Here is a 26915-nt window from a genome sequence, read left to right as displayed (position 1 = left end):
TTGTATCTGTTTGAAAGCCTGAATCAACTGATTCAAAACTACCTGCCGGAAGACCAGATTAAGCGTCTTCGGCAGGCGTATCTCGTTGCACGTGACGCTCACGAGGGCCAGACACGTTCAAGCGGTGAACCCTATATCACGCACCCGGTAGCGGTAGCCTGTATTCTGGCCGAGATGAAACTCGACTACGAAACGCTGATGGCTGCGCTGCTGCATGACGTGATTGAAGATACCCCAGCCACCTATCAGGACATGGAACAGCTTTTTGGTAAAAGCGTTGCAGAGCTGGTAGAAGGGGTATCGAAGCTTGATAAGCTTAAGTTTCGCGATAAGAAAGAGGCGCAAGCCGAAAACTTTCGCAAGATGATTATGGCGATGGTGCAGGATATCCGCGTCATTCTCATCAAACTTGCCGACCGTACCCACAATATGCGCACGCTGGGCTCATTACGCCCGGACAAGCGTCGCCGCATCGCCCGTGAAACCCTCGAAATCTATAGTCCGCTGGCACACCGTTTAGGTATTCATCACATTAAAACCGAGCTGGAAGAGCTGGGTTTTGAAGCGCTGTACCCGAACCGCTATCGCGTGATTAAAGAAGTGGTTAAAGCCGCTCGCGGCAACCGCAAAGAGATGATCCAAAAAATCCTCTCGGAAATCGAAGGGCGTTTGCAGGAGGCAGGTATTCCGTGTCGCGTAAGCGGGCGTGAGAAGCACCTGTACTCTATTTACTGCAAAATGGTGCTCAAAGAGCAGCGTTTTCACTCCATCATGGATATCTACGCATTTCGCGTCATCGTTCATGATTCCGATACCTGCTATCGCGTACTCGGCCAGATGCACAGCCTGTACAAACCACGTCCTGGCCGCGTGAAAGACTATATTGCCATCCCAAAAGCGAACGGATATCAGTCTTTGCACACCTCAATGATCGGCCCTCATGGCGTCCCGGTTGAAGTACAGATTCGTACTGAAGACATGGACCAGATGGCAGAGATGGGTGTCGCAGCACACTGGGCTTACAAAGAGCACGGCGGCGAAAGCAGCACCACTGCGCAAATCCGCGCTCAGCGCTGGATGCAAAGCCTGCTGGAACTGCAGCAGAGCGCCGGTAGCTCGTTTGAATTTATTGAAAGCGTTAAATCTGATCTCTTCCCGGATGAGATTTATGTTTTCACACCGGAAGGGCGCATTGTCGAACTGCCCGCCGGTGCAACGCCTGTCGACTTCGCCTACGCCGTGCATACCGATATCGGTCACGCTTGCGTCGGCGCGCGCGTCGACAGACAGCCTTACCCGCTTTCACAACCGCTCTTTAGCGGTCAGACAGTTGAGATTATTACCGCCCCGGGTGCGCGCCCGAATGCCGCGTGGCTCAACTTCGTCGTCAGTTCGAAAGCGCGCGCCAAGATTCGCCAACTGCTGAAAAACCTCAAGCGCGATGATTCCGTCAGTCTGGGCCGTCGACTGCTCAACCATGCCCTGGGCGGTAGCCGTAAACTGGCTGAGATCCCGCCAGAGAGCATCCAGCGTGAGCTTGAGCGCATGAAGCTCGCCACTCTTGACGATCTGCTCGCAGAAATCGGTCTGGGTAATGCCATGAGCGTGGTGGTAGCGAAAAACCTCCAGCAGGGCGAAGCAACAGCGAACGTACCGGCACAATCTGGCCATGGTCATCTGCCGATCAAAGGTGCAGACGGCGTGCTGATCACCTTCGCGAAATGCTGCCGTCCAATTCCAGGCGATCCCATCATTGCCCACGTCAGTCCGGGTAAAGGTCTGGTGATTCACCATGAGTCCTGCCGTAATATTCGTGGCTACCAGAAAGAGCCAGAGAAATTTATGGCGGTGGAATGGGATAAAGAAACAGAGCAGGAATTCATCACTGAGATTAAGGTGGATATGTTTAACCACCAGGGTGCTTTGGCGAACCTGACGGCGGCAATCAACACGACCACCTCCAATATTCAAAGCCTGAATACGGAAGAGAAAGATGGTCGCGTCTATAGCGCCTTTATTCGCTTGACCGCTCGCGATCGCGTGCACCTGGCGAATATCATGCGCAAAATTCGCGTCATGCCGGACGTAATAAAAGTCACCCGTAACCGAAACTAGTCTTATGAATGAACAGCGCTATGCACGTATCCGCGAGATGCTCGCACGTCGTCAGCCCGATCTGACCGTCTGCATGGAAGAGGTCCACAAACCTCATAACGTTTCCGCTATCATTCGTACTGCAGATGCGGTCGGCGTGCATGAAGTCCACGCCGTCTGGCCGGGTAGTCGTATGCGCACCATGGCCTCTTCTGCCGCAGGCAGCAACAGTTGGGTGCAGGTGAAAACTCACCTTACTATTGGCGATGCGGTCTCACATTTAAAAAACCGCGGCATGCAGGTTCTGGCAACTCATCTGTCAGATAAAGCCGTGGATTTTCGCGAGATTGATTACACGCGCCCCACCTGCATCCTGATGGGCCAGGAGAAAACCGGCATCACTCAGGAAGCGTTGGATCTGGCTGATCAGGACATCATCATTCCCATGACTGGCATGGTGCAGTCGCTGAACGTTTCGGTCGCCTCCGCGCTGATTCTGTACGAAGCACAACGCCAGCGGCAAAACGCTGGGATGTACCGACGAGAAAACAGCATGCTGCCACAAGACGAGCAGCAGCGCTTACTGTTTGAAGGCGGTTATCCGGTGCTGGCGAATGTCGCTAAGCGCAAAGGTCTTCCCTACCCTCACGTAAACACGCAGGGCGAAATTGAAGCCGATGCAACGTGGTGGGCCACTATGCAATCTGCGAGATAAACGCGATGAAAGGCCGTTTACTGGATGCCATCCCACTCAACTCTCTGACCGGCGTTGGCGCAGCGCAAAGCAGTAAACTGGCGAAAATTGGCCTGCACACCGTACAGGACCTCCTGCTACACCTCCCCCTGCGTTACGAAGACCGTACCCATCTGTACCCAATTGGCGAACTACTGCCGGGCGTCTATGCCACCGTTGAAGGCGAAGTGCTGAACTGCAATATCACCTTCGGCGGTCGCCGGATGATGACCTGTCAGATCAGCGATGGCTCCGGCATTCTCACCATGCGCTTTTTCAACTTCAGCGCAGCAATGAAAAACAGCCTAGCCACCGGTCGCCGGGTGCTGGCCTACGGTGAAGCCAAACGCGGGAAATACGGCGCAGAGATGATCCACCCGGAATACCGTGTGCAGGGCGATCTCAGCACGCCGGAATTACAGGAAACGCTGACCCCTGTTTATCCGACTACCGAAGGCGTGAAGCAGGCCACGCTGCGCAAGCTGACCGATCAGGCACTGGATCTGCTCGATACTTGCGCCATTGCCGAACTGCTACCGCCAGAGCTGTTACAGGGCATGATGAGCCTGCCCGAAGCACTGCGCACGTTGCACCGCCCTCCACCGTCGCTGCAACTCAGCGATCTGGAAACAGGACAACATCCGGCGCAGCGACGTCTGATTCTCGAAGAACTGCTGGCGCATAATCTCAGCATGCTGGCATTACGCGCCGGGGCGCAGCGTTTTCATGCCCAGCCGCTGAGCGCAAACAATGCGCTGAAAGATAAGCTGTTGGCGGCGCTACCATTTAAACCGACTGGCGCACAGGCTCGCGTTACCGCGGAGATCGAACGTGATATGGCACTGGATGTCCCAATGATGCGCCTGGTACAGGGTGATGTCGGCTCCGGTAAAACGCTGGTTGCGGCGTTAGCCGCCCTGCGCGCTATCGCACATGGGAAGCAGGTTGCGCTGATGGCCCCCACCGAATTATTGGCTGAACAACATGCGAATAACTTCCGCAGCTGGTTCGCACCGCTGGGCGTTGAAGTGGGCTGGCTGGCGGGCAAGCAGAAAGGCAAAGCGCGTCTGGCGCAACAGGAAGCCATCGCCAGCGGTCAGGTGCAGATGATTGTCGGTACCCATGCAATTTTCCAGGAACAGGTTCAGTTCAACGGTCTGGCACTGGTTATCATCGACGAACAGCACCGCTTCGGGGTGCATCAGCGTCTGGCGCTGTGGGAAAAAGGTCAGCAGCAGGGTTTCCACCCGCACCAGCTCATCATGACTGCCACGCCAATCCCGCGCACGCTGGCGATGACCGCCTATGCCGATCTCGACACCTCAGTAATTGATGAACTCCCACCGGGACGTACCCCGGTCACCACGGTCGCCATTCCGGATACCCGCCGCAGCGATATTATTGATCGCGTGCGCAACGCCTGTACCCACGAAGCGCGCCAGGCATACTGGGTCTGTACGCTGATTGAAGAGTCTGATCTGTTAGAAGCTCAGGCAGCAGAAGCAACGTGGGAAGAGCTTAAGATTGCGCTGCCAGAACTCAATATTGGCCTGGTACACGGCCGTATGAAGCCCGCCGAGAAGCAGTCAGTAATGGCGGCCTTTAAGCAGGGTGAACTGCATCTGTTGGTTGCCACCACGGTGATTGAAGTGGGCGTGGACGTGCCAAACGCCAGCCTGATGATTATTGAAAACCCGGAGCGCCTGGGCCTGGCCCAGCTGCATCAGCTGCGTGGCCGCGTAGGCCGTGGCGCGGTGGCCTCCCACTGCGTCCTGCTGTACAAATCACCGCTGTCTAAAACCGCGCAGAAACGCTTGCAGGTTCTGCGAGACAGCAACGACGGGTTCGTGATTGCGCAAAAAGATTTAGAGATTCGCGGCCCCGGCGAGCTGTTAGGTACTCGCCAGACCGGAACGGCAGAATTCAAGGTCGCAGATTTACTGCGTGATCAGGCGATTATCCCGGAAGTTCAGCGCATTGCTCGCCATATTCACGAACGCTATCCGCAACAGGCCGTGGCGCTAATAGAGCGCTGGATGCCGGAAACCGAACGCTACTCCAACGTATAGTCGATTCATAGCGGCGGCGGATGTTACCCCGCCGCACAGCCGTTATTGCGCAAAAATCGGTAACAGCAGATACAGCTTAATCACCAGCGCGTTGACGATATCGATAAAGAATGCCCCCACCATCGGCACCACCAGAAACGCCATATGGGATGGCCCAAAGCGCTCGGTAATCGCCTGCATGTTGGCAATCGCCGTCGGCGTCGCGCCGAGGCCAAAACCGCAGTGTCCGGCAGCCAACACAGCGGCATCGTAGTTCTTACCCATCATGCGCCAGGTAACGAATATCGCATACAGCGCCATGAAAATGGTCTGCACAACCAGGATTGCCAGCATCGGCAAGGCCAGAGAAGCCAGTTCCCATAGCTTCAGGCTCATCAGCGCCATCGCCAGGAACAGTGACAGACTAACGTTACCCAGCACAGAAACCGCACGTTCGAACACCCGGTAAAAGCCCAGTAGCGCCAGACCATTGCTGAGGATCACCCCAACAAACAGCACGCAAACGAAGGTCGGCAGTTCCAGTACCGTTCCAACCAGCATTTGCGCAACGATTTTACCCACCGTCAGACAGATAGCGATCAGCGCGATGGTTTCAATCAGCACCAGTGAGGTGATCATGCGTCCGACGTCCGGCTTTTCAAATGCGGTCGGCACAGCCTGATCGTCCGGCATACCGTCTGGCGTGGTGGAGTGTTTGACCAGATAGCGTGCCACCGGGCCGCCAATCAGCCCACCCAATACCAGACCAAACGTCGCGCAAGCCATCGCCACTTCAGTCGCATTGGTGAAGCCATAACGTTCAATAAACAGCTTGCTCCATGCGGCCCCGGTTCCGTGTCCACCAGAGAGGGTGATCGAGCCAGCGATCAGACCCATCAGCGGGTCCAGACCCAGCAGGGTCGCCATACCAATACCGATGGCGTTTTGCATCAGCAACAGGCCAACAACCACAATCAGAAAAATACCCACCACGCGGCCGCCAGCACGCAAGCTGGCGATATTGGCGTTCAGACCGATAGTGGCGAAGAAGGCCAGCATCAACGGATCGCGCAGGGTCATATCGAAGTTAACTTCCCAACCCATGCTTTTTTTCAGCACCAGCAGCGCAATCGCCACCAGCAGGCCGCCCGCTACGGGTTCGGGAATGGTGTATTTTTTCAGGAAGGAAACAGACTGGACGAGCTTACGTCCCAGCAGCAACACAAGGGTTGCCGCAACCAGCGTTGATAACGTATCGAGATAAAACATTTACAGCTCCATTAGTGCGTTTAGCACAATCACGCACGATGCATTCCAGACCGATTTTTAGCTCTTATTGAGTTTTCGGGGTGGATTTTAAGCAGAAAATGATGAAAAGTTATATAAAAATGTTTGTTTATCCGTTTTAAATATTAAGAATACCTGCTAGCAAACGTTTGCTTTTCTGCCCTGGTCAGATAAAATCACCGCTTTTCCACCATGGGATTGCCTCTGATGTCCGTTAACGCCGTAGAGTCAACAAATGCGCAACCGGTTGCGCAGACTCACAACAGTGAACTGATTTACCGTCTTGAAGATCGCCCCCCGTTAGCCCAGACCTTGTTTGCCGCCTGTCAGCATCTGCTGGCCATGTTCGTCGCGGTAATTACTCCCGCTCTGTTAATTTGCCAGGCGCTTGGTTTACCGGCTCAGGATACTCAACACATTATCAGTATGTCGCTGTTCGCCTCCGGCGTAGCTTCTATCATTCAGATCAAAGCCTGGGGGCCGGTAGGCTCAGGGCTGCTATCCATTCAGGGCACCAGCTTTAACTTTGTTGCGCCACTGATTATGGGCGGTACGGCGCTAAAAACCGGTGGCGCAGATGTCCCAACCATGATGGCGGCGCTGTTCGGTACGTTGATGCTGGCAAGCTGCACCGAGATGGTTATCTCACGCGTACTGCATTTGGCGCGGCGGATCATTACCCCATTGGTCTCAGGCGTGGTGGTGATGATTATCGGCCTGTCGCTGATTCAGGTGGGTCTGACATCAATTGGTGGTGGCTATGCCGCAATGAGCGACAACACCTTTGGTGCACCGAAGAATTTACTGTTGGCAGGCGTGGTACTGGCGCTAATCATCCTGCTTAACCGTCAACGCAACCCTTACCTGCGTGTTGCGTCATTGGTGATTGCGATGGCGGCAGGCTATCTGCTGGCCTGGTTTATGGACATGCTGCCGCAAAATACCGCACCGGTAAGCCAGGACCTGCTAATGGTGCCAACGCCGCTGTATTATGGCCTGGGTATCGACTGGAGTTTACTGCTGCCGCTGATGCTGGTCTTTATGATCACCTCGCTGGAAACCATCGGCGATATTACGGCCACCTCTGATGTCTCCGAGCAGCCGGTTTCTGGTCCGCTGTATATGAAACGCCTGAAAGGCGGCGTGCTGGCGAACGGCCTGAACTCGTTTGTTTCCGCTGTGTTCAACACCTTCCCGAACTCCTGTTTTGGGCAGAACAACGGGGTTATTCAGTTAACGGGCGTTGCCAGCCGCTACGTCGGTTTTGTGGTGGCGTTGATGTTGATCGCGCTGGGCCTGTTCCCGGCGGTTAGCGGTTTTGTACAGCATATTCCTGAGCCAGTACTGGGCGGGGCAACGCTGGTAATGTTCGGTACTATCGCCGCATCCGGCGTGCGTATTGTGTCCCGCGAGCCACTGAACCGCCGCGCGATTCTGATTATCGCGCTGTCGCTGGCCGTCGGCCTGGGCGTCTCCCAGCAGCCGTTGATCCTGCAGTTCGCCCCGGACTGGGTGAAAAACCTGCTCTCTTCCGGCATTGCCGCAGGCGGTATTACCGCTATCGTTCTGAACCTAGTGTTCCCGCCAGAGAAGCAATAAGCAAAATGCGGCGTTGATTCTGAATCAACGCCGCTGTAACGCTCTTTCACCATTCCCGCCTTGAGCATTGCGTCTAAATCGTGCATAACTTGACTATGTGCACTTCGCGGGATGGAAGACCATGAAATTTATTGGAAAGCTGCTTCTTTACGTGCTGATCGCCCTTGCAGTGGCGATCCTCGGCCTTTATTTTCTACTGCAAACCCGCTGGGGCGCAGAGCACGTCAGCGCCTGGGTTTCACAGAACAGCAGCTACCATCTGGCCTTTGATGCCATCGATCACCGGTTTTCTTCCCCTTCCCATATTCTGCTGGAAAACGTCACCTTTGGCCGGGATGGTCAGCCCGCCACGCTGGTCGCCAAAACGGTCGATATTGGACTCAGTAGCCGACAAATCACAGACCCGCTGCACGTAGACACCATTTTGTTGCAAAACGGCACGCTGAATCTTTCCCAGCAAACCGCGCCGTTGCCGTTTCAGGCCGATCGCCTGCAATTGCAGGATATGGCGCTTAACAGCCCCGGTAGCGAGTGGAACCTCAGCGCCCAGCGCGTTAACGGCGGTGTCATCCCCTGGAGCCCTGAGGCAGGTAAAATTCTCGGCAGCAAAGCGCAAATTCAGCTCAGCGCCAGTTCGTTGACGCTCAACGATGTCCCGACCACCAACGTCTTGATTGAAGGCAGCATTGACCATGACCGGGTGACGCTTAGCAATATTGGCGCAGACGTGGCGCGTGGAGCATTAACCGGCGTAGCGCAACGCAATGCCGACGGGAGCTGGTTAGTGGAGAATCTGCGCCTGAACGATATCCGGCTGCAAAGCGACAAATCGCTGGCCGACTTTTTTGCCCCGTTAAGCACCATTCCTTCCCTGCAAATTGGTCGTCTGGAAGTAACGGATGCCCGTCTGCAAGGCCCTGACTGGGCGGTGACGGATCTCGATCTGAGCTTGCGCAACATGACCTTCAGCAAGGACGACTGGCAAACTCAGGAAGGAAAATTGTCGATGAACGCCAGCGAGTTTATCTACGGCTCTCTGCACTTCTTCGACCCGATTCTGAACGCCGAGTTCTCACCACAGGGCATTGCGCTGCGCCAGTTCACCACCCGCTGGGAAGGCGGTATGGTCAGAACATCCGGAAACTGGCTACGCAGCAACAAAGCGCTGGTCCTCGATGATGCCGCGATTGCCGGTCTGGAATACACGCTGCCGGAAAACTGGAAGCAGCAGTGGATGAAACCTCTGCCAACATGGCTAAACAGCCTGACGCTGAAGAAATTCAGCGCCAGCCGCAATCTGGTAATTGATATCGACCCGAGTTTCCCGTGGCAGCTCACCGCGCTTGACGGTTACGGCGCTAACCTCGGGCTGGTACAGAACAATCAGTGGGGGATCTGGGGCGGGAGCGCCACCCTCAACGCCGCTGCTGCTACCTTTAACCGCACAGATGTACGTCGTCCTTCGCTGGCGCTGACGGCGAACAACAGCACCATCAATATCAGCGAACTGAGCGCCTATACGGAAAAAGGGCTGCTGGAGGCCACCGCCAGCATTTCGCAGTTGCCTCAGCGCCAGGCTCAGATCAGCCTGAACGGACGCGGCGTGCCAATGACGATCCTGCAGCAGTGGGGCTGGCCCGCACTGCCGCTTTCCGGTGATGGTAATATTCAGCTTACCGCCAGCGGCAATATTCAGGCCGATGCGCCGCTCAAGCCAACGGTCAGCGGGCAACTGCATGCGGTGAACGTGGAGAAACAGCAGCTCACGCAGACTATGCAGGCGGGTGTGGTTTCAGGGAGTGAAGTCACAGCACCACCACCTGCGCAATAATTTATTGCCCGGTGGCGCTTCGCTTACCGGGCTTACTCACGCTCATAAACGAATATATTCACTGCACAACAGCCACTTCACCGGCTCATCCTCTTCAATCGCCGGGAAGCGACCGCCAGGTTCCAGAAAGTGGTTGTCATGCTGGTCGTCATTGACCATCGAGATTTCCCAGCCCAGCACGAACGCCTTCTCCGCCCAAAAGCGATGATACAAGCGCGGCGGCAGGCACACCCCCTGTCCCGGTTTCAATACCAGCGTCTCGCCAGCGTCAACGGTACGCCGCTGACCATCGACGCTAACTTCAACAATACGCCGTGCGTCATACCCGTCATCAGGCGTGGCCCATGCCAGCTGCATACATAAGTCACCGCCGCCGCGATTCACGATATCTTCCATTTTATGGCGATGAAAATGCCATGGCGTTTGCTGATCCTGCTGAATTTGCAGCATCTTTTCGGCGTACGGTTTGGGGTAATCCGCTGACCCCATCAGACCATTGCGCAACGTCAGTAACGTCAGTCCCGTTTGCGCAAAATCTCCACGCCCAAAGTCAGTAATATCCCAGCCCAGCTGGAGATCGCGCACTTCACGCCACAGAGATTGCTCCTGTTGCCGCCAGGCATCGATCGTAAAATACGCAAAATCAGGCAGACAGATCCGAAAAGTCTCGGCGATGGCATGCGCTTTATCGACGGCATAATTAATATGTGAACGCTTCATTCCACTTTTCCTTGTTGCGAAAGAGGCGGGTCGCCCCGCCTGCATGCCGTTAGTAAAGTGATGCTTTGCCGGTTGAACCGAACAATTTCATTTTGTGGCGGATCACGTCCCGCGCGGCGCTAATGGCTTCTGGGTAGATTACGTTCGGGTCCCACCAGGTTTCTTTCGCCAGGATTTCGCGGACTTTCTGGAAGTAGGCGTATTTCATATCGCTGGAAATGTTGATTTTGCCAACACCCAGCGTCACGGATTCGGCAATTTCCGCATCCGGGTTCGCGGAACCACCGTGCAGCACCAGCGGAATATCCACACGCCCGGCGATGTCGCGCAGGATGTTCATTTGCAGCTCTGGCTGCATCCCTTTTGGGTAGATCCCGTGCGCGGTTCCAATCGCCACCGCCAGCGTGTCTGCACCGGTTCGGGCGATAAAATCCTCTGCCTGAGCAGGATCGGTATAAGTAACCTTCGACACGCCGCCTTCCACTGACGTCCCGGTCTGACCAATCGTACCCAACTCCCCTTCCACAGAAACACCTACCGCATGCGCCAGCTTGACCACTTCACGGGTCAGCGCCACGTTCTCTTCATACGGCAGCAGCGAGCCATCAATCATCACCGAGGTAAACCCACACTGAATCGCCCGCAGCACATGCTCAACCGAAGCGCCGTGGTCCAGATGCAGAGTAAAGGGAACCGGGCTACGCAGAGTGATATCGCGGACATAGCTAAAAAACGCATCGCCGACAAAATCATGTTCACTGGGGTGAATAGAGATAATCGCCGGGGTATTGGTCGCTTCCGCTTCCTCCACTACTGCACGTACAAAGCAGCTGTCCGCCACGTTGAATGCGCCGATAGCAAAACCGTGCTGACGAGTAGGTTGCAGTAATTCTTTCATCGAAACTAACATGTTAATTCTCCAGTTTCAGGGTGTAGAAAGCCCTGCCAGTGCGTCATCGCAGAGGCATAGAAGGCGTTACAGAAAATGAATCAGGCTTTGCCGATAGCGCCGCTGGCCTGCAGGTACGGAATAATGGCTTCCTCGCAGGCCTGCTCCATCAGGGCCAGGGCATCAACGAGCTCACCGGATGTGTCACGACACAGGGTATGCAGTAGCGCAGCCTTTCCGGCTTCGAAAACCGCCGCACCAACGTTTATCTTGGCGACACCAAACGTCGGGCAACGCTGTAGCTGATCAAACGGCGTCCCGCTGCCGCCATGCAGTGCCAGAGGTACCGTTGATAACCGGGCTATTTCCTCCAGCCGCAGGAAATCAATAGCAGGTGTGATACCCGGCGCGTACATGCCGTGTGCCGTACCCACCGACACCGCCAGCAAATCGATCCCGGTCTGTTGGATAAAGGGTTCCACGTCGGCGGCCTGAGTCATCAAATCCACGTTAGTCACATGGTCATAGCGCGGAGCATCGGCCAGATGGCCCAGCTCGCCTTCCACGCACAGAGAAACGCTGGCTGCGAGCTCGACCACTGCCCGGGTCTGGCGAATGTTCTCCTCCAGCGCAAAGGCGGAGGCATCGATCATTAACCCGCTGAATCCGGCGCGAAAAGCCTGACGAATGCGTACAGGATCCTTTCCATGATCCAGCGCCAGCGCGACCGGTACTGAGGCTTCCTCTGCCAGCGTTTTGACGACCGCAGCCGCTATCGGGGCCGGAAAATGCTCCAGATGCCCCTGATACAGATTCAGAATGATGGGCGCACGGTGTTTCTCTGCCACCCGAACCGCCGCGCGGGCGCTTTCCAGGTTCATGCAGTTGATGGCCAGCAGCGCGTACTGCTCGCGCCAGGCTTTCGTCACCATGCTTTTCATATCGGCAAACATACGGCCTCCGGTTATTCCAGGGTGAAGGTGATCTCTTCGTCTTTCAGTTTTTGATCGCTGAGTTCATCAAACTCTTCGTCACGCTCGGTCACCGGTTTCTTCCACAGCGACAACATGACACCGCAAATCACCGTGCCGATCCCCAGCGCCAGGCAAAACAGCAGCGGATGCGTAAAGAGCGGAACCACAAACATGCCGCCGTGCGGTACCGGGCTTTCGACACCCCACGCCATAATCAGGCCGCCCGCAATCGCCGAGGCCACCACGCAAGAGCCCACCACGCGCAACAGGTCGCGCGCTGCGATCGGAATGACCCCTTCGGTAATCATGCAGATCCCCATCGGGAATGCCGCTTTCAGCGCCTCGCGCTCCGCACGGGTGTATTTGTGACGCGTCAGCAGGAAAGAGAGCGTAATGCCGAACGGAGGGATCATCGAACCAACAAACTTCACCGCTTCCGGACCGTACACACCGCTGACCAGCATGCCGTCAGCAAACAGCGACATGGTTTTATTCACCGGTCCGCCGAAGTCGAATGTCGCCATCGCACCGAGGATAGCGCCCATCAGAAAGCGGGATCCGCCCTGCATGGACTCCAGCAGATGAATCAACGCGTCCTGCAGCCAGGCTATCGGCTTGCCAATCAGCGTCATCATCAACAGGCCGCCAATGACGGTACTCAGTACCGGCAACACCATGATGGGCATCAGCCCCTGCATCGACTGTGGCAAACGGATATAGCGCTTAAGTAGCAGTACGGTATAACCGACCAGGAACCCGCCCAGCATCCCGCCGATAAAACCGGTATGAATTTCGCCGCAAACAAAGCCGACAATCAGGCCCGGCGCAAATCCGGGACGATCGGCAATGGAGTACGCAATCGCCGCACTGATCAGCGGTACGATTAACCCCATCCCCCAGCCGCCAATCTGGTTGAGCATCCAGGGTATGGTTCCTGTTTTTTCACCCACGTTAGTGCCGCCAAGTATTTGCCCGAGAGCAATACAGATCCCGGCGGCGACAATTAACGGGATCATCCACGAAATCCCCGTTAATAAATGTCTTTTTATTTCCTGAGATAGCGGAATTTTATTTTCACTCATGTGAAACCCCTCCAGAATGAGGATCGCTACTGGTTATTATTAACTAATGATTTTTCGACCTTTTCAAGAAACTGAATTGGCGATTTTATGACGATTTCGGTTTTCACTCGTACGATGCGTTTATTTGAAAATCGTTCCTCCCCTTTTATTTTGACATCAACAGCAAGAATTACGACATCAGCTGCAGAAATATCCTCTGTCAGCAGTTCGTTCTCCGTGCCGATAGTTCCCTGGGTTTCAACTCTTATATTATGACCAAGCGCTTTAGCACCTTTAATTAGCTTCTCACGGGCAATATAGGTGTGCGCAATACCCGCCGTACAGGCGGCAACACAAACAATATTCATAACATGCTCCACTTTTTATTTAGCAGACATTGGATTCAGCATATTGGCTAAAAAGCTCAATAATTTTCTGTGGACTGCTTTCGACTAACAGTTGTTCAATAATGTCGTCATCCGCCAACGCGCCGGCAACCTGCGAAAGCAGACGAATATGTGTAGTGTTTTGATCTTCAAGACGTACGGCAAACAGAATGATGCAGCGCACGTTGCTGCCATCCAGGGTTTCCCAGGGAATATCCTGGCGGGTACGCCCAATTGCCAGCGTGGTATTGACCACCGCCGAGGATTTCCCGTGCGGGATCGCAATATGATTTTCGAAGCCGGTCGAGCCTTCTGATTCACGCTGCCAGACATCCTGAATAAACGTTTCCCGACAGCTAATTGCCCCATCTTTCTGCAGAATATCCGTCAGTTCCTCAATAGCCTCCGTTTTGTTTGTGGCCTTCATGTCCAAAATAACGCGATTTGTATTGAGTATTTTCGTGATGTCCATCAATCATACCTCATGGAGTTCAGACATTAATTTTCGACGACCAGCGACGTCGCCCGATGTAATTTTTCCGTAATAACCGTTTCTGTTACCCGCTTAATATCTGCATCATTGAAAAAGGCGGTGACATACACGACCGGCATAGCAACGGCAGGTAAATTTATCGTCGATACCACCAGTTCAATATCGTCAGTCAGTACGGAGGGCAGGCTGCCTGCCGATACCACGCCGACGATAGTCCAGTCCGGAAAGGCGCGCAGAATACGGCTTTTGAGTAAGTGAGAGGTGCCAATACCGGTTGAGCAGACCAGCAGCACACGCTTACGCGCTATCTGCCGCTCCATTGCGGCTTGAAAATGCACGGTTAAATATCCCACCTCATCTTCCGACACGGGCCGCTCGCCCCAACCGCTAAACACCCGATTCACCGCGCACTGGGTCAGACGCCACACGTCCTGCAACTCGCCTTTAATATCCTCCAGCAGCGGATTACGAATGCGGATCTGGTAGTTCAGGCGGTTAATCAGCGGCTTAATGTGGATCAGCAATCCGTCATAAAGCGCCGTGTCCTGGCTAAGATCGCTGTCGACCATCTCGGCAAAGGAGGCAATCAACCGATGGGTAATCAAACGCGCTTCGTCGCTGGAGTGCATATGGCCAATCACGCTCACGTCGTTATGCTCTTCAATTACCACGCCGGAAGAGATAATGTATTGATAAATAAACCAGACTTCGTCTTCCGGCAGCGGGTGGGCAATGCGTTTTTCAATATGTTGAATCATCCGACTGGCAATGGAAAAAATATTCTCGTCACATGAGGTGATATTTTCATCTTTTCTCGGCAGCGCATTGCCCCGCGTGATGCGGTACATCATGATCAAAATATGGGTAAAGATATTGACGTAATAAGGCTCGCCCAGAGACCAGCACAGGTCGTTCTCCATTTCCTGCAATAACGTCTGGACAAATAAAACATCTTCTTCGCCAAAGTAATGCACTAAGGCTTTATAACTGCCCGGGTCAAGGCGTGAATAAACCACGTTACCAGGTTCATTATGGTTAATCACGCCGTTAATCAGCGACGCCATCGCCTGGCGTACACCGCTCTCGCTGCCTTCGATATGCGTGCCGCTCTGACTGCGAATCAACGACAGGCCAAGTGGGGTAATCCAGGATTCAATTACTTTCAGATCGTTAACAATCGATGCGCTACTAATGAAATAACGTTCGGATAATTTACTGATCGACGTTTCATGCGGCGTTTCGCTTAATAATTGTGAGGCTATCTTGACTCGCCGTGAATTATTCATCATGCCGTCAGTATCATCACCTTCCGATCCTAATAACTGATCCATATATAAAAGGTCGGTAATATTATCGGAACTTAATATCACCCCAGCACCAGCACGTTTATCGATGGTTATTTTCCATTCTGATAACCATGGTTCCAGTAAGCGCAGATCGCGCTGCACAGTTTTCTCTGAAACAGATAAATACTCGGCAATTTTCAGCAGCGTGACATATTCCTTCTTAGACAGAAGAAACTTTAATAATCTGTTTTGTCGCGAGGTAATCATTTGCATTATTTACCCTTATCACACACCAGATTAAATAGCTAAAGAAGCGCTTATGCTCCACGTGTAATCCGTGATGATAAATATAAGAGGACTACGATGCGTCAACAATACTAAATCGTGTCCAGTAATCCGGACAGAAATAAGACAAAAAGAGGAAATAGTGAGATATTTACGGCGCAGATCACATTTTTCGCGCGAATCAGAGTGATACCGCTCGCAAATATGCAGAGATAAAAATTTAATTCAGGATGTTTTGGATTTTCAGATCTGGAATGTTGCTCGCAGCGTGGGCCGGATAAAACGCATCCGGCACCACGTCGACACATGCTTACAAGGTAATCGTCAGCTCACTGCCCTGTGGAGTAATAACTACACCCAGCTCACTGTCCATATGCGACCCGCATTTAATGCCGCCAATTTTCTGAATATTACGCAGGCACAGCGTCCAGTTACGTGCCTCACCATTCCCTTTCACAGTGATGGTATTACCTACACGCGTCGCCTTCAGCGTGAAGATAACCGAGCCGTCCATCGCAGGTACTTCACACACCGCTTCCCGGCCATCTTGCAGATGGAACAGCTGGAACGCGGTTCCTTCGTGCCAGGCGTAGTCCGGCTTCTGGTCATTGCTGCCCAGCGCCAGCAGGGTGTTCTCACGCACGTAGACTGGCAGGCTCAGGAAGTCATGCTGCTGCTTATGCCAGCGGCTGCCAGACACCTCGTCGTTACGCCACAGATGCGTCCAGCGTCCTTCCGGCAGGTAGAACTGCACATCACCCGCCTCGCTAAACACCGGCGCAACCATCACGCTATCGCCCAGCATGTACTGGCGGTCGAGGTAATCACATGCCGGATCGTCCGGGAACTCCAGCATCATTGCGCGCATCATCGGCGTTCCGAGCTCATTGGCGCGCGCCGCTTCGCGATACAGGTACGGCATCATGCGGCATTTCTGCTCGGTGAAATAGCGCACCACATCGCAGGATTCGTCATCGTACGCCCACGGCACACGGTAGGATTTGCTCCCGTGCAGACGACTATGGCTGGAGAGCAGCCCGAACGCACACCAGCGCTTGTAGACGTGCGCTGGGGCGGTATTCTCAAAGCCGCCAATATCGTGACTCCAGAAGCCAAATCCGGACAGACCAATGGACAACCCGCCGCGCAGGCTTTCGGCCATCGATTCATAGTTGGCATAGCAGTCGCCGCCCCAATGCACCGGAAACTGCTGCGCGCCGACCGAAGCTGAACGGGCAAACAGGACCGCCTCTTCTTCACCGACAGTCTCTTTCAGCACGTTCCACACCAGTTCGTTGTAGATGTACGCATAATGGTTGTGCATTTTCTGCGGATCGGCACCGTCAAACCACTGAACGTCAGTAGGAATGCGTTCACCAAAGTCAGTTTTGAAGCAGTCAACGCCGATATCCACCAGACCTTTCAGCTTGTTGGCATACCACTCACAGGCTTGCGGATTAGTGAAGTCATAAATCGCCAGGCCCGGCTGCCATTTATCCCATTGCCACAGGGAACCATCCGGCCGCTTGAGCAGATACCCCTTCTCTTTCAGCTCGTTGAAAATCGGTGATTTTTGCCCGATATACGGGTTGATCCACACGCAAACCCTCAGCCCTTTATCTTTCAGGCGACGGATCATGCCTTCCGGGTCCGGGAAGGTCACCGGATCCCACTCAAAGTCGCACCACTGGAAGGCTTTCATCCAGAAGCAGTCAAAGTGAAAAACGTGCAGCGGCAGATTGCGCTCGGCCATCCCGTCGATAAAGCTGTTGACCGTCGCTTCGTCATAATTGGTGGTGAACGACGTGGTCAGCCACAGGCCGAACGACCAGGCAGGCGGCAGCGCGGGACGGCCAGTGAATTGGGTATAACGGTTCAACACGTCCTTCGGCGTTGGGCCGTCGATAACGAAGTATTCCAGATACTCGCTTTCCACGCTGAACTGCACTTTCGACACTTTCTCAGAGCCGATTTCAAACGACACGCACTGCGGATGGTTCACCAGTACGCCGTAACCGCGGTTGGTGATATAGAACGGGATGTTCTTGTAAGATTGCTCGGTGCTGGTGCCGCCGTCGCGGTTCCAGGTTTCTACCGTTTGCCCGTTACGCACCAGTGCGGTAAAGCGTTCGCCCAGACCATATACCGTTTCCCCGACACCGAGATCCAGGCGCTCAAACATATAGTTTTTCCCGCTGTTGGTATCCTGCACGTAGCCGTTATTTTTCAGCTGACTGCCGGTAATACGTTCGCCGTTACGCAGGAAGTCCAGCGACCAGAACTCACCTTTAGTCACGCGCACGCTCAAGTTACCGCTCTTCAGTTCGGCAAATTCAGCGGTGTTCTGCATCTCGACCTTCACATCCTGCAGCACATTTAGCGGGTAATGCGGACCGGTATCCAACGCCCCCTGGAAGTGCGTCATACGCACACCTACCACGCCTTCCTGCGGCGAGAAGAAGCGCAGGGTAAACAATGGGGTATCCAGTTGCCAGGTACGTTCGCGCACATCGCGCGGCGCAACGTAGACAATCATCTCGTTACCCTGCTGTTCGACCTCGAATACCTGAATCGGGTTAATCACGTTCAGACCGGGCTGAATCAGCCAGTTTCCATCGCTAATTTTCATTGTCGGTTCCTTAGTTCTGTAATTCTTTCGTCGTAAAATCCTGCTGATTGCGGCGCGCACCCTGAGCCAGTTGGCTCATGATTTCAGTCAGATACGGGGTTTTAAGGGTATAGAAGCGTTTGGCAATCACGGCACTCAGCAGGTAGCAAATAGCCGGAACAATGGTGAACAGCCCGATGATGATGCTAATGGTGGCGCTGTTCTGGGTTTTCGCTGCGGCGTCGTAGCCCCCGCCCGCCAGCATCCAGCCGATCATCGCCCCGCCAAGCGCCAGACCCAGCTTGAGTACGAACAGCGTGCCCGCAAAGCTGATCCCCGTCAGACGCTTTCCGTTGCACCACTCGCCGTAATCCACTGTGTCGGACATCATGACCCACTGAATTGGCGTCACGAGCTGATGCAGTACACCAATCACGAAGATGAAGACGAACATGGTGATGTTGGCGTGCATCGGTACGAAGAACATCGCCAGACTGACGACCGCCAGCGCGGCGTTGGTCCACCAGAAGACACTGACTTTGCATTTCCAGTCGGTCAGCGGTTTTGCCAGCGCAGAGCCGATAAGATTGCCGACGCAATAGGTGGTAAGGAAGGCGACAAACACTTCTGGCGTGCCCAGAATCCAGGTGACGTAATACATCATCGCCCCGCCGCGTACGCAGACAGCAAGGATGTTGAGAATGGTCAGCAGGCCGACGATGCGCCATTGATCGTTCTGCCAGATGTCGCGCAGGTCTTCACGCATTGAGTTGCTGCTCGGCGGCGCTTCCACGCGTTCTTTGGTGGTGAAAAAGCAAAATGCCAGCATCAGGAACGCCACAACCGAGAGCACGGCAATCCCGCCCTGAAAGCCGAACGCTTTATCCTCGCCGCCAATCAGATCCACCAGCGGCATCATCAACACGGTGGAGAGCATGCCGCCCGCCGTCGCCAGCACAAAGCGCCATGATTGCAGGGAGATACGCTGCGTGGGGTCATTGGTGATAACACCGCCCAGTGCGCAGTAGGGAATATTCACCACGGTATAAAGCAGGGTCAGCAGCGTGTAGGTGATTGCGGCATAAATCATTTTGCCATGCAGGCTGAGATCCGGCGTGCTGTAGGCGAGCACACAGACCAGACCAAACGGGAGCGCGCCAAACAGCACCCACGGGCGGAATTTCCCCCAGCGCGACCGGGTACGGTCGGCAAGCAGCCCCATACAAGGGTCTGAGATGGCATCCAGCGCACGCGCCAGTAAGAACATGGTGCCGACAAATCCGGCCGGAATACCAAAAATATCGGTATAGAAGAACATCATATATAACATGACATTATCGAAGATAATGTGGCTGGCAGCATCGCCCATTCCGTAGCCAATCTTCTCTTTAACGGACAAAATCTCACTTTTCATTACGCATCCTTGTTAGCACTTTCACACGCACTGATACCGGTTACAGTTCTTGTAAACCATCCCTGTGAGCGCGGGTATTCCGATATCTCGTTATCAAATTACGATTCTTGTTTTCTGTGATCGGGGTAGCGTCGAAAAAATGTGATGAAATGTAACTAACGGATTTATTGAGGATTTATATGAAACTGGTCATGGTATAGATAAACGGAAGTTAAAAAAGTGAGTGAGGGGGTGTGGAAACGTTTGGAAGTAGCTATAATGCGCCCCGCCTCCATGTAGCAATCGAGGCGCGGAAGATCGTCATCTCCGGTGAGGTGGCTGGACTTCAAATCCAGTTGGGGGCGCCAGCGTTCCCGGGCAGGTTCGACTCCTGTGATCTTCCGCCAAAATTCTCATATTTTATTTATACTTTCCCTAGACAAACGTCTTTATGTTTATACTATAAACAATGTGCTTTTATTATTGGATCGAACATGGAAAGTCAAATTAGTATAAAGATAGATTATAATGCAGAAAGAAAAAGACCAGAAGATATATTTACAGCGATGGCACTATATATTTCCGCGCAGAAAAAATACGGAAATTTATTAGCAAAAACATTAGATCTTGACATTAACTACGATTTAGTACTTTCTGATATTGAAAGAGGTTCAATAAAATCAATTTTAGGTTCTATAGCAAATGGATTTGGGAGTTTTATTAACCGACAATCAATGAATTTAGTTAATGATCTTATTGATCTAGAAAACTTAGATTCAACTGATAAGATTGAGTCATTGATAGAGAACCAAGAAATAAGAATTAAGAATGAGTGCAATAAGATATCGCCTCATATAGATAGAGTAAGATTTACAGAAGTAGTCTCAGATATTGCAACTGCAAATCAGCTTTTAGAAAAAAATGAAACAGTCGAAATAGGCCATAAAACAGGTAGTGATGATAATGTTTATTATCTTAATACAAGAATGAGGCTCTCAGTTTTACCTGAGGAAATGAAACTAAAAGGAGAATATATAATACATACAGTTAAAGATTATTTAGACATCATCAAGCCTGTTAATTTTGGGGATTCGCAGTGGCTCGTTCGTAGTCGAACAACAGGAAAACAGTATTTAGCATTCATGGAAGATAAACCATGGCTAAACAAATATCAAACAGGGCAGTTCCCTGTAATCACAGCTAAACACTGTATGATTGCAATTGTTAAAATCGAAGCATATAAAACAAAAAAGAAAACAGAAATAAAAAAAGCAACTATTTTAAGTGTTGAGGATATAATATCAAGTGATGAGGCTAAGCATGAATTATTCTAAGCATTTAAAGAGTTTATTAGCGGCCTATGCATTTGTAGTTGTTCCATTTACTTTGATGATTATAGTAAAGGCATCAGAAAAAAAATGGCAAGAAATAATACTTAGCAGTGACTGGTCCATAGCAAGTTTTATTATATTTGGACAATCCTTAACGTTTTTATCTTCTGTATTGATATCAACAACAAAAAATAAAAAAAGAGAAGGTTGGGAATGGTACATTGCAAAAGTTTTTTTGACAGGAGTTGGGCCCAGCTTGGTTTTATATACTTTATTATTAATAAAACCATCTATTCCTATTGGAATAGGACAAATAATTTTATTTATTTACGCATCCTATAGATTTTTTGTTGATGGTTTGGCAGCCAAAAAACTAGAAAGTGATCTTATTCAATGAAGTAATAGCATTAACTTTTCCTCAACCGTTCTATACAAGCCTCCTTCACCCACTTACTAAAATTCCCTTTCCCTGCAGCCTTCTCGATCTGCTCCAGAAGAACATCCTCAAAGCGGATGTTCTTCATTGTGCTTTTAGTGCGGTCAAAATTTGGTTTCTTTTTCTCTTGCATGGTAGGTACCACTTAGGCTAGTTTATACACATGTGGTACCTACCACACGGAATCTAAAATTAAGTAACGCCCAGCAGTGCTGTCACACTAAAGGGCGTCTAACCTCACCAACTATCAAGGAGTTGATTATGGCTGATTCACATTCTACCCCAGACAGCGACCAATCCGGAACCGAGCGTTCGGTAATTGTGGGATATCGCCCGAATGTTTTCGACAAATCTACACCCAAAATTATTCTTTCCGGCAAATGGCTCCGTGCGGCAGGGTTTGATACCGGGCAACAGATTAGCGTAAAAGTGATGAACGGCTGTATCGTCCTGATGGTCTACGGCGAGCAGGAACAACGATTGCAGGATTAGCTGCAAGAGGCAAATCAGAAGCTGAACAGAATTGAGAGCACGCTGGCGACTCTCCAGTGAAGTACGGCTGAACCTGTAAGCGTTACTTACAGGTTCACCTGGTGCCGGATGGCGCTTGTGCTTATCCGGCCTACTCTCCTGGAAAATGAAGCCAAAGTGTAACGGGAACCCAAACAAATGAATCACCACGAAAAACCAGACACCATCTTTTCGATTGACGACGATGAAAAAGTCGAAGAAATAAAAATTCAGTTACTGAAAGCCAAGATTCAATGTGCACAATTTGATATTCATTCTGATAATATTGTTAATGGCGATAATTTCTTTGATGAATTAATGGAGCCTAATAAATGAAAAAAGCATTATAAACTTACGGGCAAAAATCAATAATTATGATATTTGAAGCAGCAACTCATTATCCATGAATCAGAAACGCATTAGAAATCATTCAATCACTACACTAAAAATCATAATAAAAATACTATCCTGATAGCCTATGCCAAACGATAAACATGACAGCACAATAAACACCATATTATAATCCCGCTAAAAATACACAGGCATCCTTTTTCTTTAATCAGGAAGGGACAGCCTCGTTTCTAATAAATTAGATTATTGGGTTACATATGAAAAACGTATTCATGGCAATGGTTATCGCTCTCGTCACTATCACCGCATCATCTACTGTTTTCGCATGCCCGAAAGGAGAACACCCGCACGGCGGTACTGGCTCACACCATAAGGGCGGCTGGTGCTCGTATGATCAGTAAAATTGCCATTCCTGTCGTGTTATTGCTCTGTTTTTCAACGCCTGTACTGGCAAAATCGACATTGAATATCGACGGCAACTCGCTTTATCACGGTTATCAGTTGTATGAGAAAGGTTTTGATTATTTGAATGTTCGGGATGAACAGACAGCAGTGATGTATATGTCTTTTGTTGCCGGTGTAGCGGGGACACTATCAAAAGAAAATATCATCTGTAATGAAAGCATAACCATTGGACAGGAAGCTGATATTGTTGGTAATTACCTCCAGACCCATCCTAAAGAACGAACAAAATACAGTCCTTCTGAATTGGCCATGATTGCTTTGGGCAAAGAACTTGCTTGTAACAAAAATAGTAATAGCTAGCGCTGTACGCAGCTTATTTACTGGATGGCGCTAACGCTTATCCGATCTACCGCTTCCCCAAAAAATAAAGCCGCTGACCCATTAATCAGCGGCTTTTCTGTTACTTACAATCCCGTCAGAAATTGTATTTCACGCCCAGCATACCGCGGGTATCGCTGTAGCCTTTGTCGCCGATCTGTTGGGCCACGTTGCTCCACACATTGAGGCGCGGAGTGATTTGCCCTTCTACGCCGACTTTCAGTTCGCCGATGTTTTTGGTGCCGCGCATGTCGTTGCTCACATCATCCATCTTCACGCTGGTCGTCTGCGTGTTGTGGATCCAGTTGGCTTCGACAAACGGCTGGAACTCGCGTGATTTACCGTCGTCGATGGCGTTGTGACCGTTGATAAAGGCTTTCACACCCAGACGGGTCATCAGGTTGCCATCGGTGTTGTCTTTCACGCGGGTACCGTTCGCTTCGCGGTGGCTGTCGGCCTGCACGTCCATCCACACCACCTGCGCTTTCGGTTGCAGCCAGTAGCTGTTGCGCTCGTTTTCACCCAGTTTGAAGCTGTAACCGGCTTCTACCGAAGCGGTTATCCCGCTGGATTTGTATTTCTCTGTCGCCTGCTCCTGGCCCATCACCTTGTTATCAAACCAGTTGTACAGCATCCAGGTGTCCACGTAGGTGCCGGTTTTGTCTGCGTCATTGGCATACCATGTGCCGTACAGCCCTACGCTGTAACCGGTGACCTGACCACGTGAATGGTAGCCGGTCAGGCTGGACTGCGTGCGGTTCTGGCTGTTGGCGTAACCTGCCATTGCGCCGATGTGCCAACGGTCGAGACCGTCGCTACTCCACTGCGCCAGATCGCCGCCTAACTGCAACACATAGCTGTTGCTTTGGGTTTTCAACTGCCCGCTACCGTCTTTGAAGCGGGTATGCGCCCCGACGTTACGCATCCACATACTGGTGACTTTTTTCTCGCCCGTCAGCATGTCGATGTACTGCGTCTCTCCCAGACGATCGTGCAGTCGGGTCATAAACAGCGTGTTAGCGGCATAGTTGTTCGCCAGATAACTGCCTGCTTCCGGACGGTATTGCTGCTCAGTAACAGGAGGCGCAACAGGTTCTTCCGGCTCAGGGATGATCGGGTCTACAGGATCGACCGGGTCTGGATCAATGGGGTCAACCGGGTCCGGATCAACAGGGTCTGGGTCATGCGGATCGACCGGGTCCGGTTCTTCCGGATCCGGCGGAGCAGGAATAAAGCTGGTCAGATACCAGTTGCTGCCCTTTTGCACCACGTTATAGTCGTACGCACCGGCAACAATACGACCTGCTTTCTCAAAAGCACCGTCAGAATTACCGGCTACTTCGATGATCTCAATACCTTCAACGGTCTGCGCCCCGGTTCCGCCAATGTTGTTCACCGCCACAAACGCATTACCCGCGGTGTTGCCGAGCACTTTCAGCTTGTCGGTTTCGGAGGTGTCGTCATTCAGGACGGTATTGAAAACCAGTTTGCCGCCGTTGCCGGTGAAATCTTCATTAATGGTAAGCGTCTGCCACGGTTCGCCGTCAGTATGCCCAAAATTCACCACTGACCCGCCGTTCAGCGTCAGGTCGGTGAGCGTTGAGCTGTTGGTCATGTTCCAGGTCGCATCGCTCATTTGCAGCGAGATAACCCCCGTTCCGGCCGTGACGCTGGTGATGTATGACGCCCCACTCCACAGCGAGTTGTCGGTCATGTTGAGCGTAATGGTACTGTTTTGCTGTGGCAGGCTGCTGGTTGCAGCAGTCGCGCCAGCGGCATGAAGATCGCCATCGATGAGGAAGCGCCCGCCAGCAGAGCCATCTACGGAGCCGCCCGTTTCGGTACTGATGGCATAACTTTCATTGCTGTGATTGCCCGCCATGGTAATGGCGGCACCGCCAGCCAGGTTTATTGCCCCGCGTGAAGTCGCATATAGGCCGCGTGGGGCCTTGCTGTATGACGCCGCTTTCGCCGAATTGTTTACGTTGATCGTCGCGTTTTCGCCGAGATTCACGGTCGCATTGGTGGAATAAACCGCATGTGCGCTAACGCCGTTGACCGTAATCGTGGCATTTTTGCCCAGTTCCGTTTTGGAAGATGAGGCGGCATAGATCCCTGTCGAGGAAGCACCCGACGTCTCGATAGTGGCGTCATCACCAAGGCGGATCGAGGAACCACTCTGCCCGGTGCGGAGACCTTCTGAACTGTCACCTATCGTCACAATGTGTGCCCGGTCGCCGACGACAATCGTATTTTTGGCCTGCGTAGCGTCTTTCATTGCGTTTGCAGTGATACCACGCCCCTGATAACCGGTGGTTTGAATATACAGATCGTCGCCGACATATATGTTGGCTGAACCTTTCCAACCCTGGCTATAGGAGTTGTAACCGGCGTTAATACCGTCACCATCCTGACCGTCCACATAAATGCTGGTGCGATCTCCGGTGATGATAAAGACCGGGTTATCCGGCGTATTAGCCCCGTGCGTGCGAATACCGTCAACATCTTTACCATTGTTGGCAGCATTCTTCGACTGTGTGCGGATCGTCAGGTCATCACCAAAAATAACACCCGGGCTACCCGTCGCACTGTTCTGAATAACGGTAATGGAGTGTTCGAAGGCTTCTGCTCCCGGCCCATTCAGCGTTAATCCATGACCAAAAACGGGAATGGTGCCGGCACTCCACTGATAAACATAATTCGGCGTAGCGCTGGTTTTAGCGAAACTGGCATTCGCCTGTGCAGGAAATAAAGCCTGCAACTCCGGAGGCAGACTACTAACCAGACCGCTGGAAGGAAGACTATCAACATCAATCCAGGCTGCATGGGCCGAAAATACCATAGAAGTTAATGCGGCTGAAACCGCGATGGCAATACGAGAGTAAGATTTGGGATTTGGCATATTAGCCTCCTGCTATTAGGCGTAGAGCGTCCACCACATCGCAAGGATGTGAAATAATAAAAATCAGAAATGCGTTATAAAATATTCGATAGTATTTTATGAATACTATGGCCCAACTTATCTTCAAGCCGGAGCTTATAGACATATATTTTCTTAATATCAATATTATCTATTTGGGTAATTTGCTGAATACTTTTTCCTGAGACAAATCGCTTCAGTAATATCATTTCTGTATAGTTGAGTGTGCGCCCACGTTTACTGTTAGCGAGATGACCGGTAAATAATCGTCTCATTTTCTGATGCTGTACGTCATCATCATCATCAGAATATATAATCCCTTGTATTTTATTGCTTTTCGACAGCCAGTAGTTGGCTAACGGCGCCAGGTTCCGGTCCGCTATCAAAACAATATGCATGCCGCTATAAGCCAGACGATCAACCCATTGCGGGTCGGCAAACAGGCGCAGGTTCGGGAAAGAGAAGTCCACAAAAATAAACCCGCGCGACAAATGATTTTGATTATTAAGCAGAAGTTTTTCAATAATTCCTTTTTGCAGAAAGCCATTTCCCTCAGGCCAGATAGCAAAAGCGGCACGGTGACAGTAACTGGCGCGAACCGCAGCATCCGGAAATAATTGACAGGATAATTCACAGCTTATGCAACGAACACTCTGTGATGGTGATCTCTTCATCAAAATGACTCCTGTTATTTTTCCATAAATATTTCATTGGTAAATAAATGTGTCAATCCGACACGTACGACATTCCTTGTCAGTTAATAACAGTGGCGCTAATAAAATGTAATAAACTCCTGATGCGCTAATAAGTATGGACTGTGATTAATACGATTGCGCTAAGCTTTTTTGTGCCTTATCTCAGAATAACAGTCTGGGCATTAGGAATTTTATGCATAAA

23 protein-coding genes and 1 tRNA gene are annotated in these 26915 nt (G+C 51.8%); 11 read left to right on the top strand and 13 right to left on the bottom strand.

The window, feature by feature from the left end; genetic code table 11:
* Genes spoT through recG form a run of 3 tightly spaced genes read left to right on the top strand, consistent with a single transcriptional unit; the run spans nt 1 to nt 4896 of the window.
* Nucleotides 1-2115: a bifunctional GTP diphosphokinase/guanosine-3',5'-bis pyrophosphate 3'-pyrophosphohydrolase gene (spoT, locus tag OGV74_RS01820; protein ID WP_003024038.1), complete on the top strand. Its 2115-nt coding sequence runs from the start codon at nt 1-3 to the stop codon at nt 2113-2115.
* A 4-nt stretch (nt 2116-2119) separates the two neighbouring features.
* Nucleotides 2120-2809 (top strand): tRNA (guanosine(18)-2'-O)-methyltransferase TrmH, encoded by a 690-nt coding sequence (gene trmH, locus OGV74_RS01815; RefSeq protein WP_040231564.1) that lies wholly within the window; start codon nt 2120-2122, stop codon nt 2807-2809.
* A gap of 5 nt (nt 2810-2814) precedes the next feature.
* A complete protein-coding gene (gene recG, locus OGV74_RS01810) occupies nt 2815-4896 on the top strand; it encodes an ATP-dependent DNA helicase RecG (protein WP_286520207.1) in 2082 nt (693 codons plus the stop codon).
* Nucleotides 4897-4938: 42 nt separating this feature from the next.
* On the opposite strand, the gene gltS is transcribed toward recG, so the two are convergent.
* Nucleotides 4939-6144: a sodium/glutamate symporter gene (gene gltS, locus OGV74_RS01805; protein ID WP_003024029.1), complete on the bottom strand. Its 1206-nt coding sequence runs from the start codon at nt 6142-6144 to the stop codon at nt 4939-4941.
* A 225-nt stretch (nt 6145-6369) separates the two neighbouring features.
* On the opposite strand from gltS, the gene xanP reads away from it, so the two are divergent.
* Both xanP and OGV74_RS01795 read left to right on the top strand, forming a co-directional pair.
* The gene (xanP, locus tag OGV74_RS01800) at nt 6370-7761 is read left to right on the top strand and encodes a xanthine/proton symporter XanP (RefSeq protein ID WP_003024026.1); all 1392 of its coding nucleotides are present in this window, start codon (nt 6370-6372) and stop codon (nt 7759-7761) included.
* A gap of 121 nt (nt 7762-7882) precedes the next feature.
* Nucleotides 7883-9592: an AsmA family protein gene (locus tag OGV74_RS01795; RefSeq protein WP_286520205.1), complete on the top strand. Its 1710-nt coding sequence runs from the start codon at nt 7883-7885 to the stop codon at nt 9590-9592.
* Nucleotides 9593-9634: 42 nt separating this feature from the next.
* Here the strand turns inward: OGV74_RS01795 and OGV74_RS01790 are convergent, their stop codons facing one another.
* From OGV74_RS01790 to OGV74_RS01750, 9 genes are all read right to left on the bottom strand, one after another.
* Nucleotides 9635-10312, bottom strand: a complete 678-nt coding sequence (locus OGV74_RS01790) for a D-lyxose/D-mannose family sugar isomerase (RefSeq protein ID WP_086504684.1) — start codon at nt 10310-10312, stop codon at nt 9635-9637.
* 49 nt (nt 10313-10361) lie between these two features.
* Complete coding sequence (locus OGV74_RS01785) at nt 10362-11222, bottom strand: ketose-bisphosphate aldolase (protein WP_003024018.1); 861 nt, start codon at nt 11220-11222, stop codon at nt 10362-10364.
* A gap of 80 nt (nt 11223-11302) precedes the next feature.
* Nucleotides 11303-12154, bottom strand: coding sequence for a class II fructose-bisphosphate aldolase (locus OGV74_RS01780; protein WP_086504685.1), 852 nt, complete (start codon nt 12152-12154; stop codon nt 11303-11305).
* A gap of 11 nt (nt 12155-12165) precedes the next feature.
* Nucleotides 12166-13257 (bottom strand): PTS fructose transporter subunit IIC, encoded by a 1092-nt coding sequence (locus OGV74_RS01775; protein ID WP_086504686.1) that lies wholly within the window; start codon nt 13255-13257, stop codon nt 12166-12168.
* A 26-nt stretch (nt 13258-13283) separates the two neighbouring features.
* A complete protein-coding gene (locus OGV74_RS01770; protein WP_003844521.1) occupies nt 13284-13604 on the bottom strand; it encodes a PTS fructose transporter subunit IIB in 321 nt (106 codons plus the stop codon).
* A 19-nt stretch (nt 13605-13623) separates the two neighbouring features.
* Nucleotides 13624-14094, bottom strand: a complete 471-nt coding sequence (locus OGV74_RS01765; RefSeq protein ID WP_003024008.1) for a PTS sugar transporter subunit IIA — start codon at nt 14092-14094, stop codon at nt 13624-13626.
* Between the two features lie 26 nt (nt 14095-14120).
* A complete protein-coding gene (locus OGV74_RS01760) occupies nt 14121-15674 on the bottom strand; it encodes a BglG family transcription antiterminator (protein WP_003024005.1) in 1554 nt (517 codons plus the stop codon).
* A 322-nt stretch (nt 15675-15996) separates the two neighbouring features.
* Nucleotides 15997-18315, bottom strand: coding sequence for an alpha-xylosidase (gene yicI, locus OGV74_RS01755; RefSeq protein WP_086504687.1), 2319 nt, complete (start codon nt 18313-18315; stop codon nt 15997-15999).
* 10 nt (nt 18316-18325) lie between these two features.
* On the bottom strand, nt 18326-19708 hold the full coding sequence (locus tag OGV74_RS01750; RefSeq protein ID WP_086504688.1) for a glycoside-pentoside-hexuronide family transporter: 1383 nt from the start codon (nt 19706-19708) through the stop codon (nt 18326-18328).
* A 291-nt stretch (nt 19709-19999) separates the two neighbouring features.
* Here OGV74_RS01750 and OGV74_RS01745 point away from each other — a divergent pair.
* From OGV74_RS01745 to OGV74_RS01735, 3 genes are all read left to right on the top strand, one after another.
* A tRNA-Sec gene (locus OGV74_RS01745) sits at nt 20000-20094 on the top strand.
* Between the two features lie 87 nt (nt 20095-20181).
* Nucleotides 20182-21021 (top strand): hypothetical protein, encoded by an 840-nt coding sequence (locus tag OGV74_RS01740; protein ID WP_286520195.1) that lies wholly within the window; start codon nt 20182-20184, stop codon nt 21019-21021.
* Entirely contained in the window at nt 21008-21415 is a 408-nt protein-coding gene (locus OGV74_RS01735) for a hypothetical protein (RefSeq protein WP_048241889.1), read from the top strand. Before OGV74_RS01740 ends, OGV74_RS01735 begins: the two co-directional genes overlap by 14 nt.
* A 10-nt stretch (nt 21416-21425) precedes the next feature.
* Here the strand turns inward: OGV74_RS01735 and OGV74_RS01730 are convergent, their stop codons facing one another.
* The gene (locus OGV74_RS01730) at nt 21426-21587 is read right to left on the bottom strand and encodes a YlcI/YnfO family protein (RefSeq protein WP_071701125.1); all 162 of its coding nucleotides are present in this window, start codon (nt 21585-21587) and stop codon (nt 21426-21428) included.
* Between the two features lie 128 nt (nt 21588-21715).
* Between OGV74_RS01730 and OGV74_RS01725 the strand changes: the two genes are divergently transcribed.
* The 3 genes from OGV74_RS01725 (at nt 21716) to OGV74_RS01715 (ending at nt 23080) form a co-directional block, all read left to right on the top strand.
* A complete protein-coding gene (locus OGV74_RS01725; protein WP_286520188.1) occupies nt 21716-21946 on the top strand; it encodes a SymE family type I addiction module toxin in 231 nt (76 codons plus the stop codon).
* A 177-nt stretch (nt 21947-22123) separates the two neighbouring features.
* A complete protein-coding gene (locus OGV74_RS01720; protein ID WP_016151199.1) occupies nt 22124-22300 on the top strand; it encodes a hypothetical protein in 177 nt (58 codons plus the stop codon).
* A gap of 405 nt (nt 22301-22705) precedes the next feature.
* Entirely contained in the window at nt 22706-23080 is a 375-nt protein-coding gene (locus tag OGV74_RS01715; protein WP_086504689.1) for a Rap1a/Tai family immunity protein, read from the top strand.
* 115 nt (nt 23081-23195) lie between these two features.
* On the opposite strand, the gene misL is transcribed toward OGV74_RS01715, so the two are convergent.
* Together misL and OGV74_RS01705 are read right to left on the bottom strand one after the other, a co-directional pair.
* Nucleotides 23196-26000: an intestinal colonization autotransporter adhesin MisL gene (gene misL / locus OGV74_RS01710; protein ID WP_086504690.1), complete on the bottom strand. Its 2805-nt coding sequence runs from the start codon at nt 25998-26000 to the stop codon at nt 23196-23198.
* A 74-nt stretch (nt 26001-26074) separates the two neighbouring features.
* Nucleotides 26075-26692, bottom strand: a complete 618-nt coding sequence (locus OGV74_RS01705; RefSeq protein ID WP_003023988.1) for a helix-turn-helix transcriptional regulator — start codon at nt 26690-26692, stop codon at nt 26075-26077.
* Nucleotides 26693-26915: the final 223 nt, after the last annotated feature.

Source organism: Citrobacter sp. Cf116, assembly GCF_030336505.1.
GTDB classification, from domain to species: Bacteria; Pseudomonadota; Gammaproteobacteria; order Enterobacterales; family Enterobacteriaceae; genus Citrobacter; species Citrobacter freundii.
This window is presented reverse-complemented; position numbering and strand designations above follow the sequence as displayed.

Bases quoted from the DNA above. Each gene is read 5' to 3' on its own strand.
- OGV74_RS01790 (WP_086504684.1), bottom strand. From the start codon at position 10,312: ATGAAGCGTTCACATATTAATTATGCCGTCGATAAAGCGCATGCCATC.
- OGV74_RS01765 (WP_003024008.1), bottom strand. From the start codon at position 14,094: ATGGACATCACGAAAATACTCAATACAAATCGCGTTATTTTGGACATG.
- OGV74_RS01785 (WP_003024018.1), bottom strand. From the start codon at position 11,222: ATGTTAGTTTCGATGAAAGAATTACTGCAACCTACTCGTCAGCACGGT.
- xanP (WP_003024026.1), top strand. From the start codon at position 6,370: ATGTCCGTTAACGCCGTAGAGTCAACAAATGCGCAACCGGTTGCGCAG.
- OGV74_RS01780 (WP_086504685.1), bottom strand. From the start codon at position 12,154: ATGTTTGCCGATATGAAAAGCATGGTGACGAAAGCCTGGCGCGAGCAG.
- trmH (WP_040231564.1), top strand. From the start codon at position 2,120: ATGAATGAACAGCGCTATGCACGTATCCGCGAGATGCTCGCACGTCGT.
- OGV74_RS01770 (WP_003844521.1), bottom strand. From the start codon at position 13,604: ATGAATATTGTTTGTGTTGCCGCCTGTACGGCGGGTATTGCGCACACC.
- OGV74_RS01715 (WP_086504689.1), top strand. From the start codon at position 22,706: ATGATCAGTAAAATTGCCATTCCTGTCGTGTTATTGCTCTGTTTTTCA.
- OGV74_RS01730 (WP_071701125.1), bottom strand. From the start codon at position 21,587: ATGCAAGAGAAAAAGAAACCAAATTTTGACCGCACTAAAAGCACAATG.
- misL (WP_086504690.1), bottom strand. From the start codon at position 26,000: ATGCCAAATCCCAAATCTTACTCTCGTATTGCCATCGCGGTTTCAGCC.
- OGV74_RS01720 (WP_016151199.1), top strand. From the start codon at position 22,124: ATGAATCACCACGAAAAACCAGACACCATCTTTTCGATTGACGACGAT.
- OGV74_RS01735 (WP_048241889.1), top strand. From the start codon at position 21,008: ATGAATTATTCTAAGCATTTAAAGAGTTTATTAGCGGCCTATGCATTT.
- OGV74_RS01795 (WP_286520205.1), top strand. From the start codon at position 7,883: ATGAAATTTATTGGAAAGCTGCTTCTTTACGTGCTGATCGCCCTTGCA.
- OGV74_RS01760 (WP_003024005.1), bottom strand. From the start codon at position 15,674: ATGCAAATGATTACCTCGCGACAAAACAGATTATTAAAGTTTCTTCTG.
- gltS (WP_003024029.1), bottom strand. From the start codon at position 6,144: ATGTTTTATCTCGATACGTTATCAACGCTGGTTGCGGCAACCCTTGTG.
- OGV74_RS01705 (WP_003023988.1), bottom strand. From the start codon at position 26,692: ATGAAGAGATCACCATCACAGAGTGTTCGTTGCATAAGCTGTGAATTA.
- OGV74_RS01725 (WP_286520188.1), top strand. From the start codon at position 21,716: ATGGCTGATTCACATTCTACCCCAGACAGCGACCAATCCGGAACCGAG.
- OGV74_RS01750 (WP_086504688.1), bottom strand. From the start codon at position 19,708: ATGAAAAGTGAGATTTTGTCCGTTAAAGAGAAGATTGGCTACGGAATG.
- yicI (WP_086504687.1), bottom strand. From the start codon at position 18,315: ATGAAAATTAGCGATGGAAACTGGCTGATTCAGCCCGGTCTGAACGTG.
- OGV74_RS01740 (WP_286520195.1), top strand. From the start codon at position 20,182: ATGGAAAGTCAAATTAGTATAAAGATAGATTATAATGCAGAAAGAAAA.
- OGV74_RS01775 (WP_086504686.1), bottom strand. From the start codon at position 13,257: ATGAGTGAAAATAAAATTCCGCTATCTCAGGAAATAAAAAGACATTTA.
- recG (WP_286520207.1), top strand. From the start codon at position 2,815: ATGAAAGGCCGTTTACTGGATGCCATCCCACTCAACTCTCTGACCGGC.